Source organism: Mucilaginibacter corticis (genome assembly GCF_007558865.1).
Taxonomy (GTDB): Bacteria; Bacteroidota; Bacteroidia; order Sphingobacteriales; family Sphingobacteriaceae; genus Mucilaginibacter; species Mucilaginibacter corticis.
The window spans coordinates 361880-379527 of record NZ_VLPK01000003.1 but is presented as its reverse complement, the minus strand read 5'-3'; the positions used below and the strand labels follow the sequence as shown (position 1 = coordinate 379527).

General features: G+C 42.8%; 16 protein-coding genes. 7 read left to right on the top strand and 9 right to left on the bottom strand.

Annotated elements, in window-relative coordinates:
• Window positions 1-179: 179 nt before the first annotated feature.
• Together rlmB and FO440_RS16980 are read left to right on the top strand one after the other, a co-directional pair.
• Complete coding sequence (rlmB, locus tag FO440_RS16985; protein ID WP_144249475.1) at window positions 180-944, top strand: 23S rRNA (guanosine(2251)-2'-O)-methyltransferase RlmB; 765 nt, start codon at window positions 180-182, stop codon at window positions 942-944.
• Window positions 945-1053: 109 nt separating this feature from the next.
• Window positions 1054-1422 carry a DUF1801 domain-containing protein gene (locus FO440_RS16980; protein ID WP_246104253.1) on the top strand — a complete coding sequence of 123 codons (369 nt, stop codon included), beginning with the start codon at window positions 1054-1056 and terminating at the stop codon, window positions 1420-1422.
• 94 nt (window positions 1423-1516) lie between these two features.
• Here the strand turns inward: FO440_RS16980 and FO440_RS16975 are convergent, their stop codons facing one another.
• Window positions 1517-1717, bottom strand: a complete 201-nt coding sequence (locus tag FO440_RS16975; protein ID WP_144249474.1) for a hypothetical protein — start codon at window positions 1715-1717, stop codon at window positions 1517-1519.
• A gap of 110 nt (window positions 1718-1827) precedes the next feature.
• The gene (locus FO440_RS16970; protein WP_144249473.1) at window positions 1828-2445 is read right to left on the bottom strand and encodes a 2'-5' RNA ligase family protein; all 618 of its coding nucleotides are present in this window, start codon (window positions 2443-2445) and stop codon (window positions 1828-1830) included.
• A gap of 74 nt (window positions 2446-2519) precedes the next feature.
• On the opposite strand from FO440_RS16970, the gene dinB reads away from it, so the two are divergent.
• The 5 genes from dinB (at window position 2520) to eutC (ending at window position 10223) form a co-directional block, all read left to right on the top strand.
• On the top strand, window positions 2520-3704 hold the full coding sequence (gene dinB / locus FO440_RS16965; RefSeq protein ID WP_144249472.1) for a DNA polymerase IV: 1185 nt from the start codon (window positions 2520-2522) through the stop codon (window positions 3702-3704).
• Between the two features lie 103 nt (window positions 3705-3807).
• Window positions 3808-6207: a PAS domain S-box protein gene (locus FO440_RS16960; RefSeq protein WP_144249471.1), complete on the top strand. Its 2400-nt coding sequence runs from the start codon at window positions 3808-3810 to the stop codon at window positions 6205-6207.
• A gap of 529 nt (window positions 6208-6736) precedes the next feature.
• On the top strand, window positions 6737-8092 hold the full coding sequence (gene eat / locus FO440_RS16955) for an ethanolamine permease (protein WP_144249470.1): 1356 nt from the start codon (window positions 6737-6739) through the stop codon (window positions 8090-8092).
• A gap of 2 nt (window positions 8093-8094) precedes the next feature.
• Window positions 8095-9471 carry an ethanolamine ammonia-lyase subunit EutB gene (locus FO440_RS16950; protein WP_144249469.1) on the top strand — a complete coding sequence of 459 codons (1377 nt, stop codon included), beginning with the start codon at window positions 8095-8097 and terminating at the stop codon, window positions 9469-9471.
• Window positions 9468-10223: an ethanolamine ammonia-lyase subunit EutC gene (gene eutC / locus FO440_RS16945; protein ID WP_144249468.1), complete on the top strand. Its 756-nt coding sequence runs from the start codon at window positions 9468-9470 to the stop codon at window positions 10221-10223. Before FO440_RS16950 ends, eutC begins: the two co-directional genes overlap by 4 nt.
• A gap of 36 nt (window positions 10224-10259) precedes the next feature.
• Here eutC and FO440_RS16940 read toward each other — a convergent pair whose 3' ends face one another.
• From FO440_RS16940 to FO440_RS16910, 7 genes are all read right to left on the bottom strand, one after another.
• Entirely contained in the window at window positions 10260-10778 is a 519-nt protein-coding gene (locus FO440_RS16940; protein ID WP_246104252.1) for a DUF4251 domain-containing protein, read from the bottom strand.
• Between the two features lie 253 nt (window positions 10779-11031).
• Complete coding sequence (gene htpG / locus FO440_RS16935; RefSeq protein WP_144249467.1) at window positions 11032-12915, bottom strand: molecular chaperone HtpG; 1884 nt, start codon at window positions 12913-12915, stop codon at window positions 11032-11034.
• 101 nt (window positions 12916-13016) lie between these two features.
• Window positions 13017-13778, bottom strand: coding sequence for a peptidase associated/transthyretin-like domain-containing protein (locus tag FO440_RS16930; protein WP_144249466.1), 762 nt, complete (start codon window positions 13776-13778; stop codon window positions 13017-13019).
• A gap of 43 nt (window positions 13779-13821) precedes the next feature.
• Window positions 13822-14397, bottom strand: a complete 576-nt coding sequence (locus FO440_RS16925) for a hypothetical protein (RefSeq protein ID WP_144249465.1) — start codon at window positions 14395-14397, stop codon at window positions 13822-13824.
• Window positions 14398-14414: 17 nt separating this feature from the next.
• Window positions 14415-15629 carry a TraB/GumN family protein gene (locus FO440_RS16920; RefSeq protein WP_144249464.1) on the bottom strand — a complete coding sequence of 405 codons (1215 nt, stop codon included), beginning with the start codon at window positions 15627-15629 and terminating at the stop codon, window positions 14415-14417.
• 16 nt (window positions 15630-15645) lie between these two features.
• Window positions 15646-16923, bottom strand: a complete 1278-nt coding sequence (locus FO440_RS16915) for an erythromycin esterase family protein (RefSeq protein ID WP_186292710.1) — start codon at window positions 16921-16923, stop codon at window positions 15646-15648.
• Between the two features lie 307 nt (window positions 16924-17230).
• Window positions 17231-17614, bottom strand: coding sequence for an NADPH-dependent FMN reductase (locus tag FO440_RS16910; protein WP_144249462.1), 384 nt, complete (start codon window positions 17612-17614; stop codon window positions 17231-17233).
• Window positions 17615-17648: the final 34 nt, after the last annotated feature.

Here is a 17648-nt window from a genome sequence, read left to right as displayed (position 1 = left end):
ACGAATGTTAATTACCTGTTAGTATCTTTAAAATACAATTGAAAGCCAATTATTTAGCGTAGTGTGGATAAAGTTTGGTAATTGTTAATTACTAAAAAATGACCAAAACGGCACATCGGTTCAATAAGTGCCAATCCAATTAATATAGCTACTTTTGGTTTTTTTAGAAGATAAACAAAATGTATAATAATAACAGGGAGCCCCGCGAAAGTAACCAGGTAGTTTTTGGTATCCGCGCGGTTATTGAAGCCATTAGGGCAGGTAAAGAAATTGAATCATTATACATACAGCGGGGTATTGGCGGCGGCTTACTGGCCGAGCTTAAAGAGCTGCTGGCCGAATACCAGATCATAGCGCAACAGGTGCCGGTTGAGAAATTGAACCGCATCACCATGAAGAACCACCAGGGGGTTATCGCTTTCATATCGCCGATAACCTACCAAAAGGTTGAAGATATTATCCCGCAGATCTTTGAAAAAGGAGAGGTGCCATTGATTTTGGTACTCGACTCGATAACCGACGTACGCAACATGGGTGCTATTGCCCGTACGGCCGAGTGCAGCGGCGTACATGCCATTGTAGTACCGGCCAAAGGATCGGCACAGATCAATCCCGACGCGATAAAAACATCTGCCGGGGCGCTGTACAAGATCCCGGTTTGCAGGCATGACAATTTTATGCAAACCATTAAGTTTTTACAGGAATCGGGCCTGCAACTGGTTTGCTGTACCGAAAAAACTGAGGAATATATTTATAAACCCGACTATACCGCGCCTACGGCTATTATCATGGGATCTGAAGAGGATGGGGTACGTAACGATATTATCCGCATAGCAGATCACCTGGCTAAGATCCCGATGTATGGCGAGATCGAGTCGTTGAATGTGTCGGTAGCTACGGGGATAATACTTTACGAAGCTATTCGTCAAAGAATGCCTCAATAAAAGTTGTCATCTCGAAACGTAGTGAGAGATCTTAAACAAGCGCTAAGTAGCAAAACGTATAAGATTTCTCACTCGTTCCTCGTTTCGAAATGACACGTTTTTTTAGATTATGATCAGCGACCTCGATAATTTCTACCTGCAACACTCCGAACCATTTAACTCATGTTTGCTGGCTTTGCGGAGCATTATCTTAAAACAGGATGAAAATATCACTGCCGAGTGGAAATACCGGATGCCGTTTTTCTGTTATAAGGGTAAAATGTTTTGCTATTTATGGGTGCATAAAACCAGCCATCAGCCTTATATCGGGATAGTTGAGGGTAAACGTATCGATCATCCCGGACTTATCATTGAAAAACGTTCGCGCATGAAGATCATGCTGTTCGACCCAAACCAGGACCTGCCCGTTGATACCATCGAGGCCATTATTAAACAGGCGCTTGATCTATACCGTTCAGGTACCATTAAGATCAGGTAACCTGCTGGGCCGGCAATTAGTTTTTCGCAGATGTAGATGTTGGTAGATGTATACGTCGCGTTAGCAACCAAAAATTTAGGCGTTTACCGCGCTATTAAAAATTTACCACGTAGTAATATTGCGCTATCTCGTCGCCAATGCTATCCGGCAGATCAGCATCAATAATATATACCTTTATAAACCTTGATTTGACAACACCCACGTAGTCAAATATTGATTTATCGCCGTTAAAGAAGTCTGTATGTGCAGACATGATCTTTTCAAGTATTGCGTTACATTTTGCTATTGTGTTCATAATCATAAATTTAATACAACAAACCTACGTGGTTTAATAACTAATAGATTGCGTATAAATACCTATTTTGGGTTGGTGTTAATACTATTTATTAACATTTACCTAACAACTTAAAACAAACTGGTTTGCTGGCTCTGTATGGGTTTTATCAGCGATGGTTTTGGCGGGGCAAGGCTGTACTGTGTTTTACCTTCAAATTGTAGCTCGGTAAAAGGCTCCCACTTGGCAAAGCTGGCAAAGGTTTCGCGCTGTAAAACGGTTAGGGCGTTTACGGTAAAAGTTTCCGTCCACACCAAAGCCTTAAAGTGCGGCCATAGTTGCTCGAAGTCGGCCACAGGGATATTGCGGCAGATGGTGATATGCGGCACCATAAACTCTTTAATGTGTAAGTGCTGTTTCAGCATTTTAAACCAATGCCCGGTTTCGGGCGAGTTGCGGATACGCGCGTAAATGGTTTTAAAATCTTCGCCGTGATTAAAATAATCAAAGCCATCAATGGTAAGCGTTACCGGCGGGATAAGGCAAAGCCGTTTCCTGAAAGCCAGGATCTGCGGCTCGGTTAAAAATGTTTTCTGGCTGTGCATCATCTTAATGGAGATATGCGCCGTAGCGTGCATACTTTCATAATTGCCAATGATTTTAGCCGCGTAAAATTTATGATCATGCACCACAGCTTTAACCTTGTCCGAAGGAGAAAGCAACATTAAAAAGTCTGTATATCCTTTCATCGCCTTAAAATTTAATGGGAAACAATAATACTAATATTTTTAGTATTTATGCAAATTAATTTTATATTTGTTGCATGGAAGCTAAGCGCTGCATTGTGCATATTGACCTGGATTCGTTCTTCGTATCGGTTGAACGAAAGTTTAATCCCGACCTGATAGGTAAGCCCGTACTGATAGGCGGATCGGCCGACAGGGGGGTAGTGGCATCATGCAGTTATGAGGCGCGTAAGTTTGGCATCCACTCGGCCATGCCCATGAAACAGGCCATGAAATTATGCCCTCACGCCACCATTATCCGCGGCAGCCACGGCAGGTACAGCGAGGCTTCGCGCGAGGTAACGCAGATCATCCATGACAGCGTACCCCTGTACCAAAAAACATCTATCGACGAATTTTATATCGACCTTACCGGTATGGACCGCTTTCATGATTGTTACCAACTGGCTACAGATCTGCGGCAGCGCATTATCCGTGAAACAGGGCTGCCTATTTCCTTCGGGATGGCGTCATGCAAAACGGTGGCTAAAATGGCAACCAATGCCGCCAAACCAAACGGGCAATTGTTGATAGAGCACGGTAAGGAAAAGGAGTTTATGGCGCCGCTGTCTATCCGCAAGATCCCCATGCTGGGCGAAAAGACCTGCCAGAAACTGTATCAGTTTGGCATTGAAAAAATAGGCGACCTGCAGCGGGTGGAATTGAAGTTTTTAGAAACGGTATTCGGCAAGCACGGCCGCTACATCTGGGAACGGGCAAACGGAATAGACGAAAGCGAGATCGTTCCGCATAGCGACCGTAAATCTATCTCGACCGAAAATACTTTTGAGGCAGACGTGAACGACGCCAAAACGCTGGAAACCGTGCTGGTATCCATGACCGAAGAGCTGGCTTATAAACTGCGCAAGGAAAACAAGGTGGCATCATGCCTGGCTATAAAGATCCGCTTTGCCAATTTTGAAACCCATACCGTACAGGAAAAAATTGCCCTCACGGCAGCCGAACATATCCTTATCCCCGGCATCAAAAACCTGCTAAAAAAAGCCTGGAACGGCCACCGGCCCATCCGCCTGATAGGCGTTAAACTAAGCAACCTATGCCCAGGCAGCTACCAGATCAATCTTTTTGAGGATAACGAAGAGCGCATTAAACTGTACCAGGCCATGGACAAGATCAACTTTAAATTTGGCGACAAAACCGTTTGCCGCGCGGCAGGCATGGCTATCGGGACACGGAATTTTAACCCGTTTTTGAAGGACTGAGCGATACGCTAACATTACAACCCACATAAGATATAATCAACTCGTTTTGGCAGGAAACAAATTTTTATTTCCGCTGTTTTATGCTCTGTATCTATTTTAAAATATGACCGAGCCATCCGATAATAATTTAAACAAGCAGGCAATTGCAGCCAGCGAGCAACGCTTAAGGGCGTTGGTTACAGCTACTTCTGACGTTATCTACAGCTTAAGTGCCGACTGGAAGGTAATGAGGGAATTAGACGGACGTGGCTTTTTAAAAGATACGGATGAACCCATCACAGGTTGGCAAACCAGGAATGTTTATACCGATGATCTGGCCATGGTGCAGGCAGCCATTGATGAAGCTATTCAGAAAAAAGAGATATTTCAGTTAGAGCACCGGGTTTGGCGGGCAGATGGCACACCCGGATGGACGTTTTCGCGGGCTGTACCTATTTTAAATGATGAAGGCGAGATCATAGAATGGTTCGGCGTAGCTAGCGATATTACAGAACGTAAACAGGCCGAAGAAAAACTCCGGGAAGCAAAAGAGCAGTCTGAGCAGCAGCGGAGGGTTTACGAAACCATTACTTCAACTTCACCCGATCTGATGTACGTGTTCGATCTTGATTATCGTTTTACGTATGCAAATAAAGCTTTACTATCCATGTGGGGCAAAACCTGGGATACGGCTATCGGAAAAAAATTACTGGAAAACGGTTACGAGCCCTGGCATGCCGCAATGCACGAAAGGGAGATAGACCTTATAAAAGCGACTAAAAAATCTGTACGCGGTGAAGTGGCTTTTCCGCATGCTACATTAGGCAGGCGTATTTATGATTATATATTAAACCCGGTATTTGATGAGAACGGCGAGGTTGAGGCGGTAGCAGGTACCACGCGCGATGTAACCGAACGTAAAAAAGCAGAGGAACTATTGGCTCAAAGCTCCGAGGAATTACAGTCGGTAAATGAAGAAATGGCTGCTGCAAACGAAGAGCTAAGCGTTACTAATGAAGAACTTTCTGAAGCACAGAGTCAATTGCAGAAGATGATAGCCGAGTTGGGTACAACAAATTTGCGCCTAACCGAATCAGAAACAGACTTTAAGCGTATGGTGGAGCAGGCCCCGGTAGCGATACTCGTTTTTCGTGGCCCTGACCTGGTGGTCGATCTGGCTAACCAGAATATATTAGACATTTTGGGCAAGGATAGCGGCATTATCGGTCGCCCTTTATTGGAAGCGATGCCTGAATTGAAGGGCGAACCGGCGGTAGAGTTGCTTTTTGACATCTATAACAAAGGGATATCATCTGACGGGAACGAGGTGCCTGTACGTATGCTGCGCAACGGCGGGATGGAAACCCGCTATTTCAATTTCAGCTACCGGCCGTTAAAGGATGGTGAGCGTATTATCGGCGTAATGGATGTGGCGGTTGAAGTGACCGGCCAGGTATTGGCGCGGCAAGCCATTGAATGGGGCGAAGAACAATTACGACTTGCTATTGATTCAGCAGGATTGGCTACCTGGTATATAGATGCAGATACGGGCAAGTTTTTTCCCTCTGTACGGCTGAAAGAGCTTTTTGGCTATAAGCCGGATGAAAACATGCCATTAAGCGCCGCGATAGATCTGATCACTGAACCTTACCGCGAAAAGGTACGGCAGGCTGTGGAAAATACGCTGAGCACAGGCGCGGTGTACGACCAGGAATACCAGGTAGAGGGGTTGCACGATAAAAAATTACGTTGGCTACGGGCCCGGGGCAGGCTTTATAAAAACGACGCCCATAAAGAGGGAAATTTCTTTGGTGTGATAGCTGATATTACGGAGAGTAAACTGCAGGAGCAGCGCAAGGATGATTTTCTGAGCATTGCCAGCCATGAATTAAAGACACCGCTCACCAGCCTGAAAAGCACGCTTCAGTTATTGGACAGGATGAAGGCCGAATTTACCGCGCCTATCCACGTTAAATTATTGGAACAGGCTAACCGCAGCATGGAAAAGATAAGTAACCTGATAGACGACTTGTTGCAGGTGAACAGGTTGGATGTCGGCCAGCTGGCTTTAAATAAGTCGACCTTCGTAATTGCCGATATGTTGAATAAATGCTGTAACCATGTACGTATAGCCGGCAAGCATGAACTGATCATACAGGGGAATAAACAATTAGAGGTTTACGCTGATGAGCACCGTATTGATCAGGTGCTTGTAAACCTGGTGAATAATGCGGTAAAATACGCGAGCGGCTCAAAAAATATTTATCTTATTATAGAGAAAATCCCCGGTTTTGCTAAGATCTCGGTAAAAGACACGGGGCCGGGTATCAGCGCAGACAAGATCCCATTCCTGTTTAACCGTTATTACCGCGCCGAAACAGAAAGTAAAGTTTACAGCGGCCTGGGCTTGGGGCTGTACATCTGCGCGGAGATCATCAAACGGCATGAAGGCGAAATAGGGGTGGAAACCGCGCCGGGCGTTGGTAGTACCTTTTGGTTCACCCTACCTTTAGATAAAGCATGATTTAACCCTTTTTTTGAAGGATTTAGTGGCGAATAGGTTACAGGAAGTCCATTGCAGGGTGAATTATGACTTATCAATTACTCACCATCCAATGGAGTCTTGAACGACGTAGTTATGCTGGACAGGGTGAGTAAAACAATGTCACCAAAAGCAATCCGTATTTTTATTACTATTGTGATGAACTCTTAATAATTACACCGCTGCCGATCAATAAAACTTAAGTTTCTAAGGATCAAAAAAACTGATGCGATAATCAGGAAAAATACATAAAGTTCTTTATTACAGCTATTTAATTAAAAATGTTACTACCGGCATAAGCCGTAATACCCGAAAAAAGGTGATTTTTACTACCGGCATGAGGCACAATACCTGGAAAACGGCATTTTTTACTACCGGTAAAAACACGGGTACCCGGAAAATGCCAAAAATTACTACCGCTTAACTTATCTATGTACGTGTAAACTGCATTTTGAATTACAGCCGTCTTTGCTTATCTTAAGGCGGCAATAATTTACTCAAACACAGGCTTATGGCAGGTACCGGTACGGAGCAGTTAAAACGGGTATTAAAGCCTGTGCATTTATGGGCTATCGGCGTGGGCCTGGTGATATCCGGCGAGTACTTTGGCTGGAACCTGGGCTGGGGCGTGGCAGGCACCATTGGGCTGCTGATAGCTACGTTGGTGGTCACCATAATGTATGTTACCTTCATATTCAGCTATACCGAACTTACAGCAGCCATCCCGCATGCGGGCGGAGCTTTTGCTTACGCCTACCGCGCAATGGGGCCATTTGGCGGGCTGATCGCAGGTTATGCTACGTTGATAGATTTCCTGCTGGCAACGCCGGCCATAGCGGTTTCGCTGGGCGCATATCTGCATTTCTTGTATCCGGCTATCCCTATAATGCAGTCGGCTATGCTGTTTAACGCTGCGTTTATTGTGCTGAATATTTCGGGGGTTAAAGAGTCGGCAACGTTTTCTGTATTTATAACCTTGCTTGCTGTCGCCGAGCTGTTGCTTTATATGGGCGTGGTATCACCGCATTTTAAGATGAATAACTATCTGGCTAATCCCATGCCATTCGGCTGGTCGGGCGTGTTTGCCGCGCTGCCTTTTGCCGTTTGGTTTTACCTGGCGATAGAAGGCATGGCTATGGTGGTTGAGGAAGTTCAGGAGCCCAAAAAGAATATCCCCAAAGGGTATATATCGGCCATTGTCACACTGGTACTGCTGGCCTTGTCTGTAATGATACTTACCGGCGGCATTACCGACTGGCGCAAACTAAGCGGTCTTGATTATCCATTACCCGAAGCTATCGGAATAGTTTTAGGCAAGGGCAATGGGTTAACTAAAATATTTGCCAGCATTGGTTTGTTTGGGTTGATAGCCTCATTGCATGGTACCATACTGGCATCGTCAAGGCAGGTGTTTGCCATGGCCCGCAGTGGTTATTTACCACGAGGACTGGCACAGATCAACCACCGGTTTAAAACACCGCATTGGTCGCTAATAGCAGGCGGGCTGATCAGCTTTATTGCCATTTATATCGGTACTACCGCTCAGATCATTATCCTGTCGGTATTGGGCGCGGTGGTAATGTATATGATGAGTATGGTGAGCCTGTTCATCCTCCGTAAAAAAGAACCTGATTTAGAGCGTACGTTCATCGCACCCGCTTACCCCGCATCCCCGGCTATCGCATTGGTGATATCGCTGATCTGTTTGTTTGTCATTATTTGGTTCAATGTAACGGTAAGCCTGATCTTCTTCGCGATCCTTGCTGTGGCTATCATCATTTTTATGCTGATGGGTAAACATAAGGTCAAGATATTGGACGATGTGCTGATGGTACAGGCGGAAAGTATGATAAAAGGAAAAAGTTAACCATGTACCGGCATACCATAAAAGGCAAAGTATATAGGTTTAAAGATTTGAAAGATCTGCTGGCCAAGGCTTCGCCATACCGGTCGGGCGACGAACTGGCCGGTATCTGCGCCGCAAGTTATGAAGAACGTGTGGCGGCACAGATCACTTTGGCCGATGTGCCTTTAAAAACCTTTTTGAATGAAGCGGTTATCCCTTACGAAAAAGATGAGATCACAAGGCTGATCATCGACACGCATGATGCCAAAGCCTTTGAACCCATAAGCCACCTCACCATAGGCGATTTTTGTGATTGGCTGCTAAGTGATCATACCACTTGCGATACGCTGAAAGAGATCTCGACAGGTATAACGCCCGAGATGATAGCGGCAGTGTCAAAACTAATGCGTAACCAGGACCTGATAGCGGTGGCTAAAAAATGCGAGGTGGTAACCCGTTTCAGAAATACCATTGGGCTCAAAGGGCATTTCTCAACCCGGCTGCAACCAAACCATCCTACGGACGATCCTAAAGGCGTTGCTGCGAGCATCATCGATGGCTTGCTATATGGCAGCGGAGACGCGGTTATCGGTATCAATCCGGCTACTGATAGTCCTGCGGCGGTCGCCGACCTGTTGCGGCTGATAGATACCTTCAGGCAGCAATTTGAAATTCCGGCGCAGTCATGCGTGCTTAGCCATATTACAACTACCATACAATTGATCAACGAAGGCGCGCCGGTTGATCTTTGCTTTCAATCCATAGCCGGTACGGAGCGTACAAATTCAAGCTTTGGGGTGAACCTTGCTTTATTGGACGAAGCTTACCGGGCTACGCTGTCTTTAAATCGGGGCACTGTAGGCAATAATGTGATGTATTTTGAAACCGGGCAGGGCAGCTGCCTGTCGGCAAATGCAAACTTTGGGGTCGACCAACAAACTTGCGAGGCCCGGGCTTACGCCGTCGCCCGTAAATATAACCCGCTATTGGTAAATACAGTGGTAGGGTTTATCGGGCCCGAATATTTATATGATGGCAAGCAAATTATCCGCGCAGCGTTAGAAGACCATTTTTGCGGCAAGTTATTAGGCCTGCCCATGGGTGTTGATGCTTGCTACACCAACCATGCCGAGGCCGATCAGGATGATATGGATAACCTATTGACTTTGCTTGGTGTTGCTGGCTGCAATTTTGTAATGGGGATACCCGGATCAGATGATATTATGCTGAATTACCAGTCGACCTCATTTCACGACGCACTGTATCTGCGCAAAGTATTGGGTTTGCGCCCCGCACCCGAGTTTGAGCAATGGCTGATAAAACAAGGAATTGTTGACGATAAAGGTAATTTGTTGTCGGTTAATGATTCGCACGGGTTATTGGCAGGAGGAAGGTTATGAAAAAGGTGATCAAACCATCCGATCCGTTAATTGCCCTGCAGGAGTTTACCGCAGCGCGGATAGCCATAGGCAGGGCCGGTACAAGCATACCGTTAAAACAGTCGCTTGAATTTAAGCTGGCCCATGCCCATGCCCGCGACGCGGTATATTCTGAATTAGATCTGAACGGTTTGACTGAAAAGCTTAAGCAATTTACTCTGCCTGTACGTTACCTGCATAGCATGGCCGGCTACCGCGAACAGTACCTGCAAAGGCCTGATCTTGGCCGCAAACTAAACGAAGAATCTTTAGCAGAATTAGCAGATCATACCCAACCAACGGATGTTGTCATTATTATTGCCGATGGACTTTCGGCTACAGCTATCAATCTCAACGTGATGGGCCTTTTACAACAGCTAATACCTTTACTGAGAACCGCTGATTTTATGTTGGCTGATATCGTGATGGTAAAGCAGGCAAGGGTAGCCATAGGCGATGAGATCGCTTCGAGTTTAAAGGCAAAGCTGTCGCTGGTATTGATAGGAGAAAGGCCTGGTCTGAGTTCGGCAGACAGTATCGGCGCTTATCTTACGTACAACCCTAAACCGGGTTTAACGGACGAATTACGTAACTGTGTTTCAAATATAAGGCCCAATGGCCTTAACTATAAACAGGCATCTAAAAAGATCTTTTACCTGGTTCAGGAGGCTTTTAAAAGAAAGCTATCAGGTGTGGAATTGAAGGATAACGCGGGATTGTTATCCGGTAAATAGCGACGGGTTTTAAACCCATCGCTATAAGTATGAAAATTATTTATCTTTTGGAATCTCGTCAATATAACCGTTAAAAGAGATAGGCTGTTTGTTGAGCGATGTTACACTTAGCGAAGCATAGCCATCAGTGCTTACGGATAATTGCATTGAGCGCACATCCTTAACACCCGGAGGGTTGTTTTGATCCTTAGGTGTAATGTTTATTTCCCAGCCTTTCTTTTTTTCTACTGCTTTATAATCAAAGTTTGATGTCTTTAATTTAAGGCCGCCTTGTGTCAGATCTCTTGGTGCTGCATAAGCACGACCGAAATAGGGCAGGTAAACATCCAGGTTATCTTTGGTTATGGTCACATCATAATTGCTTGTTAAATTACGTGCCGGCATACTCATAGGTATGGCGTAATTGGCTACAAATACGTAATTACCGGATGTGATCAAACGTTTAATTTTAGCCACTTTTTCGGCTTTCTTGTCAATTTTGGTGGCTTGTACAAAGCTTAAGTTTATACCGATGGCACCCATAATTAAAATGCATAACAATTTTAAGTTTTTCATAACAACAGAATTTAAAAGGTTTAACAGGTTTATAACGATTGGGTTTCGTTACTTTATATAAAGTTAAGTATAATAATTTGATAAAAGCAAGAATATAGCCGAGTAGTTGGTTAGTTAAAATTAAAAAAGTCTATACATAGATATGTCGCCGACCTGCCTTGTATAGATTTCTCCTCGTTCGAAATGACAATCTTGGGTAATAAAAAAGCCGCTTACAATTATGTGAGCGGCTTTGATATCGAATGCTTGATCGTTATATCAAATTAACACTGCGGTTAACAAACTCGGTCAGATCTGCGCCGGTTAACAGACCTTGTGAAAGTAGTGCTAAATCGAACGCTTGTTTAGCCAGTTGCGATTGTACGTCTTCGTTTTCGTCCTGCAGTATGCGGCTTACCAGTTTGTGGTTGCCGTTAACCACAACTTTGTAATTGTCGGGCATGCTGCCATAAAAGCCCATACCGCCGCCCATGGCTGCCATATCTTTCATACGGCGCATAAACTCATCCATGGTAACAGTTACCGGCAGTTCGTCAGGGTTAAGGCTTTCCAGCTCAACCTTGTAAGCAGGGCGGTTAATGGCCTTATCAAAAATTGCTTTCACTTTAGTAGCCTGTTCTTCAGTCAGAATATGCTCAGGAACATCATCCTTGCCGATCAGTTTATCAGCTACATCGGCATCAACACGCTTAAGCGAGGTTTTCTCCAATTTTTGCTCTAAATGGCTGATGAAGTGCGTATCGATAGGCGAATCCATCAATAATACATCATAACCTTTTTTATTGGCCGATTGTATAAACGCGTCCTGTTTGGATGGATCATTAGTATAAATATAAACCAACTGGCCGCTTTTGTCAGTCTGTACCGCTTCAACTTTATCTTTGTACTCGTTTAAGGTGAAGTTTTCTTTGGCGGTGTTGGTCAGTAAAACAAAATCTTTTGCTTTGTCATAAAACTTATCCTCGCTTACCATACCGTATTTTACAAACAGGCCTATGTCAGTCCATTTATCTTCGTAAGCTTTACGATCGTTTTTAAACAGCTCTGCCAATTTATCAGCTACTTTTTTGGTGATATAGCTATTGATCTTTTTAACATTGCTATCGGCCTGTAAGAAACTGCGTGATACATTCAGCGGAATATCCGGCGAATCGATGATTCCGTGCAGTAACATTAAAAACTCGGGAACAATGTCCTTCACCTCGTCGGTAATAAACACCTGGCGAGAGAATAATTTGATCTTGTTGCGCTGGATCTCGAAATCTTTTTTCAGTTTCGGGAAATATAATACACCAGTCAGGTTGAACGGATAATCAACATTCAGGTGGATCCAAAACAACGGATCTTCGCTAAAAGGATATAGCTCTTTGTAAAAAGCCAGGTAATCTTCATCCTTCAGGTCGGCAGGGGCTTTGGTCCAGATAGGGTTGGTTTCGTTGATAATATTATCAACCTCAACCGAAGAATATTTTGGTTTGCCTTCTTCGTCAACACCATCCTCAACCGACTCTGTCTTTGTGCCGAATTTAATAGGCACAGGTAAAAAACGACAGTATTTATCCAGAATCTCCTGTAAACGCTGTTTGCTTAAAAACTCTTCCGAATCTTTGTTGATATGTAAAGTGATCTCGGTACCACGTTCTACAAGATTGCCCTCGCTTATTTCAAATTCGGTGCTTCCGTCGCAGGTCCAGTGGGCAGGTTCAGCGCCTTCCTGGTATGACAGGGTTTCGATCTCAACCTTATCAGCCACCATAAAGGCCGAGTAAAAGCCTAAACCAAAACGGCCGATGATCTCATTAGCGTCTTTGGCTTCTTTAAACTTCTCCATAAACTCGGTAGCACCGCTAAATGCTATCTGGTTAATGTATTTTTTGATCTCATCGGCAGTCATACCCAAGCCATTGTCAGATATAGTGATGGTTTTTTTTGCCTCGTCAAAAGCAACTTCAACCCGCAGATCGCCAAGATCGCCATTGTATTGACCTAATGATGCCAGGCGTTTTATTTTTTGGGTAGCGTCAATTGCGTTTGATACCAGCTCGCGTAAAAATATCTCGGTATCAGAGTACAGGAATTTCTTAATTATCGGAAAAATGTTTTCGGTGTGGATCGAAATGGTTCCTTTTTCTTGCATAATTTTATTATTGATTATTTGGATTAAATGTTTGGTAACAATCCTGCTTATCAATCAATGTTCCAAAGGTCAATTGATTGTCAAATTGGCAGAGAGGAGAATCACAAATTATTTTGTATTCTGCCAGTAACAGCAGCAGGCGGGTTTTCTTTAGCCATTTTCTGTATATATTTTATCACATCGTACTCAGACGCGTATTTGATAAAATCATAGGTCGGGCGGTTGTCAATCATAAACTGATCTAACTGCTGCCCTTCGTATCCCGTATATTTGGTTACCAGGTCCTTTGTAAAGCGGGAGTCTACAATATCCGCATAATAATCCCTCACCAGTGTTTTTTGCAGTTTACGCGCGTTTTTTCCTGCCCTGCTAAAATGGCTGTACAGCGCGTCGATACTTATTGCAAAACCCGCGAACCCGAAGCCCCCAAGTGCATTGAACATATGGCTATCGTCGCCAATGCGGTAGATCTGTTTGTAATCTTCCTGGTTTTTTCTGAGTTTTTCAAGCGGACTTATTTTAAATCCTTTAATTACTACTTCGCCTATTTTATTGGTAAGGGGTTTTAGCGTAATTAACAGCGAGCTTTGTTCATAAAAAACCAATGTATCGGTTTTAAAACCCAAATAGCTGGTTACAACCGTGTCGCCATTGTTTAACTTTAGTATAAAAGCGCCTTCATCGCCGCTTATGGCAAGCATATTTAAATTAATATTTTTAATCGTTGCCCCGTTCAATGGTTTCGATTCACCTATTACAATGCCTGTCCTGTTTTGTCCGTAGGCAAAGTGACCCGTCAGTAAAACCAACGCTGTTAAAAAATAACGTACATAAGCATTCCTGATAAATGATAACAGATCCATAGTTTTCCTTATTGATCTAATTATTGAGTTTTTGTATTGCTCTTTACCACGTTTTATCGTCAACTACCTGATCGTCTACCATTACCTGCACATCATCAAACCAGGCCTTGCCTTTGCCTGTCATTACAAAAGCAAAGCTTACGGATCTTACATCGGCGGTTAAAGGCAGTTCTAATTCATACTTAGTCCAGTCTGTAGTCCCGGTGGGGCTTTTTTCGTGGTTATCTGCCTGAAATACTTGCCCTTTTTCACCATTCAGTATAACTAGTATCCCAGCCGCTCCTTCAGTTAAATTTTTGGTTTTAATAAAAGCAGAAACTTTGATCTTTCTTTTTTGGCTAATCGTATGTGAAAGATACATGGTGCCAGCGCCGCCCATCCCGCGGTCTTTCGCCGTGTCAGACTTTGCCTCAACAGAATATGATCTTTTGCCTGAATGAAATATGATAGTGTCCTGGTCAAGAATGTATTGTTGTCTGGTATTGATCTGGGTCCAGCCAATTTCAACTCCTATTGCATCATATTGTTCAAACCCCCAGTTGCGTACAATTAGTTGGCTGTAAACTTTCAGATTGCAGATGCAGCAATATACGATTACGGTAAAGATTAGTTTTTTCATAAATATCTGGTATTGGGTTAAAAATGAAAATCTGTATCTATTTTCGACAGGTTTGAAAGCAAAAATAAGCCGTCTGCAGCATAGCCATCCTTGTCGACAACAGCTTGGCTAACTTGTTCTTTAAGATAAGGTAATAATTCAGGCTGATATCCTTTTAACAGATTTTTATCTTTTTTATCATCAAGGTAGTCGTTATTCTTATACAAATCTTTGGCTTTTTCCGGGCCGGTTAATACTTCATCGTTGATCTTTTTTGCTGTAAAATAAACCATAGGTAGTTTAGCGGTGTCGGTAAAATCAGTAATAAATACATTGTATTTTTCCCTAAGATCTTCACCGAGGCACTTACCAGCAGTGTAAACCGGTGTATTATTCAAAACCATGCTCGATGCCAAATCAGCCCTCATCACTTCCACGTTTGAGCCATAGAAAATAGTTTTTTTATCAAGTTTTTCTAAAATGCGGTTGGCAATGTACCGGGCTCTGTCATTTAAAATTTTCGGCGGAAACTTTTGATCAATGGATAAAATTTTCACCACAGCCTTATTATGCAGCAGATCTGCATTGCATTTTGCAACTAAGGCCTGGTTATCTTTCGACAAACCGGTGCTTTTAACTGTTGTTAGCCAGGTTTTTATATCTGCGTAGGCTACAGAGTCAGAAGCAGTGTTTTCGCTCCATTTATCGCTTAACTTCTGGCCATAGGCTTTATCAATTGCATATACATAAGCCGATAGAAAATAAGACGGCGGTATAGCGGTATTAGGTGCCACACCAAAAAAGTTAACCATATCCTGCCGGTGGGCTAGGTTGTATTTTTTTATCCATGCTATCAATTCAAAAAACTCTGTGTTAGCAAATTTAGGATACGGAGGGATACTGGTTGATAATAAGGATAATAATGCCGCGCTGTCTGCAGGTGCCGAAGAGGTCATGTAAGCATTTAAAGGCCTGAGCATCCAATCGTCTCCGGGAATTACAATGTTCCTGAAGTTTTTCTTAATAATAAGGTAAGCAGTAAATGCGGTGTTTAACTTTTTAGTTTCTTTGGCAAGATCTGCCACATCACCTAACCCTAATAGTTTAATATCGTCGGTGTTTTTAAAATCCGAAATTTTATTAAACATCGGGATAGCTTCATCAATATTTTTCGATGCAATTTCCTGGATCTTTTGCGCATTCACATTAGCAAAGGCTAAAATCAGTACAATCAAAAGGCAGCTTTTTTTCATGTGGTATAGGTTGGTTTTATTTGGCGTTTGGATAAATGGTTGAAAATATGACCAATGCATCAGCAGGGTTGTTAAATTCAGGAATGTAAATAGGGACCCCCGCCACATCTATGACATTGATATCTTCCTTAATATTCATCCTGATCAGATCCTGGCGAAAATAAATTCCTTCTGAAACCCCGTACCTATCAAGGATATTATAAGCAGCCGTACTGGGGGCAGATTTAAATATTTTGGAAGGATGCTTTTTGTCAACCAGGTCTTTAACAGAGTCCGGATTGGTAACCTCAACAGCTGCATATTTTGAAAAATCAGTTGCGACCACATAATATTTGTTTTTAAAATACTGATTTAAATAATTCCCCATATACCTTCTCTCAAATCTTACTACATGTCCATTATGCGCCCAAATTATACTTTTTTCTTTCCCGCTTAGGTATTTAACATTTTCGGACATCACGCTATCGCGAAATAAATTCGTCGAATCTGATTTACTGGTTTTAGTCTTTGAGTTCTTTATAACATAAGTTAAACCATTTGTTACATTATTAACATAGAAGGACAGCCAATAAAAATCTTCTTTATTAAGCTTGGTTTTGAGATCGATTTCATTTGATTTGAACCATTTGTTGATAAGCGAAATTTTATCCGGATCTGATGTGCTTGAAGTTAATTGATATACGTATTGTTGGCTTTGCTGCGAATTATAGGGTATAATGTATTTATTAAGCACAAAGTTTATATCCAACTGCTCGTTGCGAATATCAAAACCCATGATCTGCACCATATCTTTAGGGTGTTTGTCATTATACAGTTTTATCCATTTAAGCAGATCGGGAAAGACTGCTGTATATGCATTCATAAACGCCTCTTTTTTAACCCACTGGTTAATGTATGACGTATCATTATCGGTTTTATGCGTTAAATAGTTTCGCATTGCTCTTATGTCCCCTATGTCTGAAAATTCAAAAAGTATTTTTCGATAACCTTTATTTTCAATCAGGTATTTAACCATATTTACCTTAAAAGCGAGAGGTTCGTATCCGCCATGGCTAACTTCGCCCAGTCCGACAATTTGTACAGAATCAGGGATTTTTTTGTCAAATATTGAGATGAAATAATTTTTTGAATAGGTTGATGTCAGGCCGTTGAGATCAAATTTAGGCGGCTGATCTTTGTTTGGCTGGCCATAACAAAAGGTGTTCAAAAGAATAGTCGCGACGATGCCTAAAATAATATTGCAGCAATGCGTTACCGCATCAAATTTTTTTGCAGACCATTTTGAATTAGCCATTGTCATAAATATAGGTTCAGCAGGAAATTTGCGATAAGGTTTAAACTAAACACAAATACAGGATATAATTTTAAGGAAAAATACCTTAACTAACTATTGATTTAGTATTATTTAACATAAATAATACTAATAAGTATGTGAAATGAGGAAAGGGGCTTATTTATCAGTTATGTAATACTTGCGACAAAATTCTCTGATAAGTGCTTTAATCTTTCAATCGTTTCAGCGTCGGTGACATTTCCATCCTTATCCACTTTTGATCTTACAAATTGGATCAGCAAGTTGGTCTCGTCAGAAAGTTTGGCAGTTAAAGCGCCCAGTGTGAGCATGAGGAGGCATGCGCGTACTCGCCGCCCAATGATGCGGTGATCAAGGCTACAGGTTTATTAACCAGGGTACTGCTTGATACCAGCCAGTCGAGCATGTTTTTTAACGAGCCCGGAACACCAAAGGCATACTCGGGCGTACAGATGATCAGGCCATCAGCTTCGGCTAATTTTTTCCTTAAATCGGCTACGGGCTTGGGTGGGCTATCTGTATCCAAACCGGGATCAAACGGCGGTATCTGGGCAAGATTATTATAAATATTATAATCGATACCGGCAGGCAATACAGAGCCCAAATAAGTTAAGATGGCGTGGTTTGATGAACCCTCACGCAGACTGCCCGATATGGCTAAAATGTTTTTCATAATATTGATGGCGGCAATTTATTACATCTGTTTT

What these genes read in the sequence shown, in the direction of transcription:
- FO440_RS16930 (WP_144249466.1), bottom strand. Translation starts at nt 13,778, where the DNA reads ATGGATCTGTTATCATTTATCAGGAATGCTTATGTACGTTATTTTTTA.
- FO440_RS16915 (WP_186292710.1), bottom strand. Translation starts at nt 16,923, where the DNA reads ATGGCTAATTCAAAATGGTCTGCAAAAAAATTTGATGCGGTAACGCAT.
- FO440_RS16940 (WP_246104252.1), bottom strand. Translation starts at nt 10,778, where the DNA reads ATGAAAAACTTAAAATTGTTATGCATTTTAATTATGGGTGCCATCGGT.
- rlmB (WP_144249475.1), top strand. Translation starts at nt 180, where the DNA reads ATGTATAATAATAACAGGGAGCCCCGCGAAAGTAACCAGGTAGTTTTT.
- FO440_RS16980 (WP_246104253.1), top strand. Translation starts at nt 1,054, where the DNA reads ATGATCAGCGACCTCGATAATTTCTACCTGCAACACTCCGAACCATTT.
- eutC (WP_144249468.1), top strand. Translation starts at nt 9,468, where the DNA reads ATGAAAAAGGTGATCAAACCATCCGATCCGTTAATTGCCCTGCAGGAG.
- eat (WP_144249470.1), top strand. Translation starts at nt 6,737, where the DNA reads ATGGCAGGTACCGGTACGGAGCAGTTAAAACGGGTATTAAAGCCTGTG.
- FO440_RS16910 (WP_144249462.1), bottom strand. Translation starts at nt 17,614, where the DNA reads ATGAAAAACATTTTAGCCATATCGGGCAGTCTGCGTGAGGGTTCATCA.
- FO440_RS16970 (WP_144249473.1), bottom strand. Translation starts at nt 2,445, where the DNA reads ATGAAAGGATATACAGACTTTTTAATGTTGCTTTCTCCTTCGGACAAG.
- FO440_RS16925 (WP_144249465.1), bottom strand. Translation starts at nt 14,397, where the DNA reads ATGAAAAAACTAATCTTTACCGTAATCGTATATTGCTGCATCTGCAAT.
- FO440_RS16960 (WP_144249471.1), top strand. Translation starts at nt 3,808, where the DNA reads ATGACCGAGCCATCCGATAATAATTTAAACAAGCAGGCAATTGCAGCC.
- FO440_RS16920 (WP_144249464.1), bottom strand. Translation starts at nt 15,629, where the DNA reads ATGAAAAAAAGCTGCCTTTTGATTGTACTGATTTTAGCCTTTGCTAAT.
- FO440_RS16975 (WP_144249474.1), bottom strand. Translation starts at nt 1,717, where the DNA reads ATGAACACAATAGCAAAATGTAACGCAATACTTGAAAAGATCATGTCT.
- FO440_RS16950 (WP_144249469.1), top strand. Translation starts at nt 8,095, where the DNA reads ATGTACCGGCATACCATAAAAGGCAAAGTATATAGGTTTAAAGATTTG.
- dinB (WP_144249472.1), top strand. Translation starts at nt 2,520, where the DNA reads ATGGAAGCTAAGCGCTGCATTGTGCATATTGACCTGGATTCGTTCTTC.
- htpG (WP_144249467.1), bottom strand. Translation starts at nt 12,915, where the DNA reads ATGCAAGAAAAAGGAACCATTTCGATCCACACCGAAAACATTTTTCCG.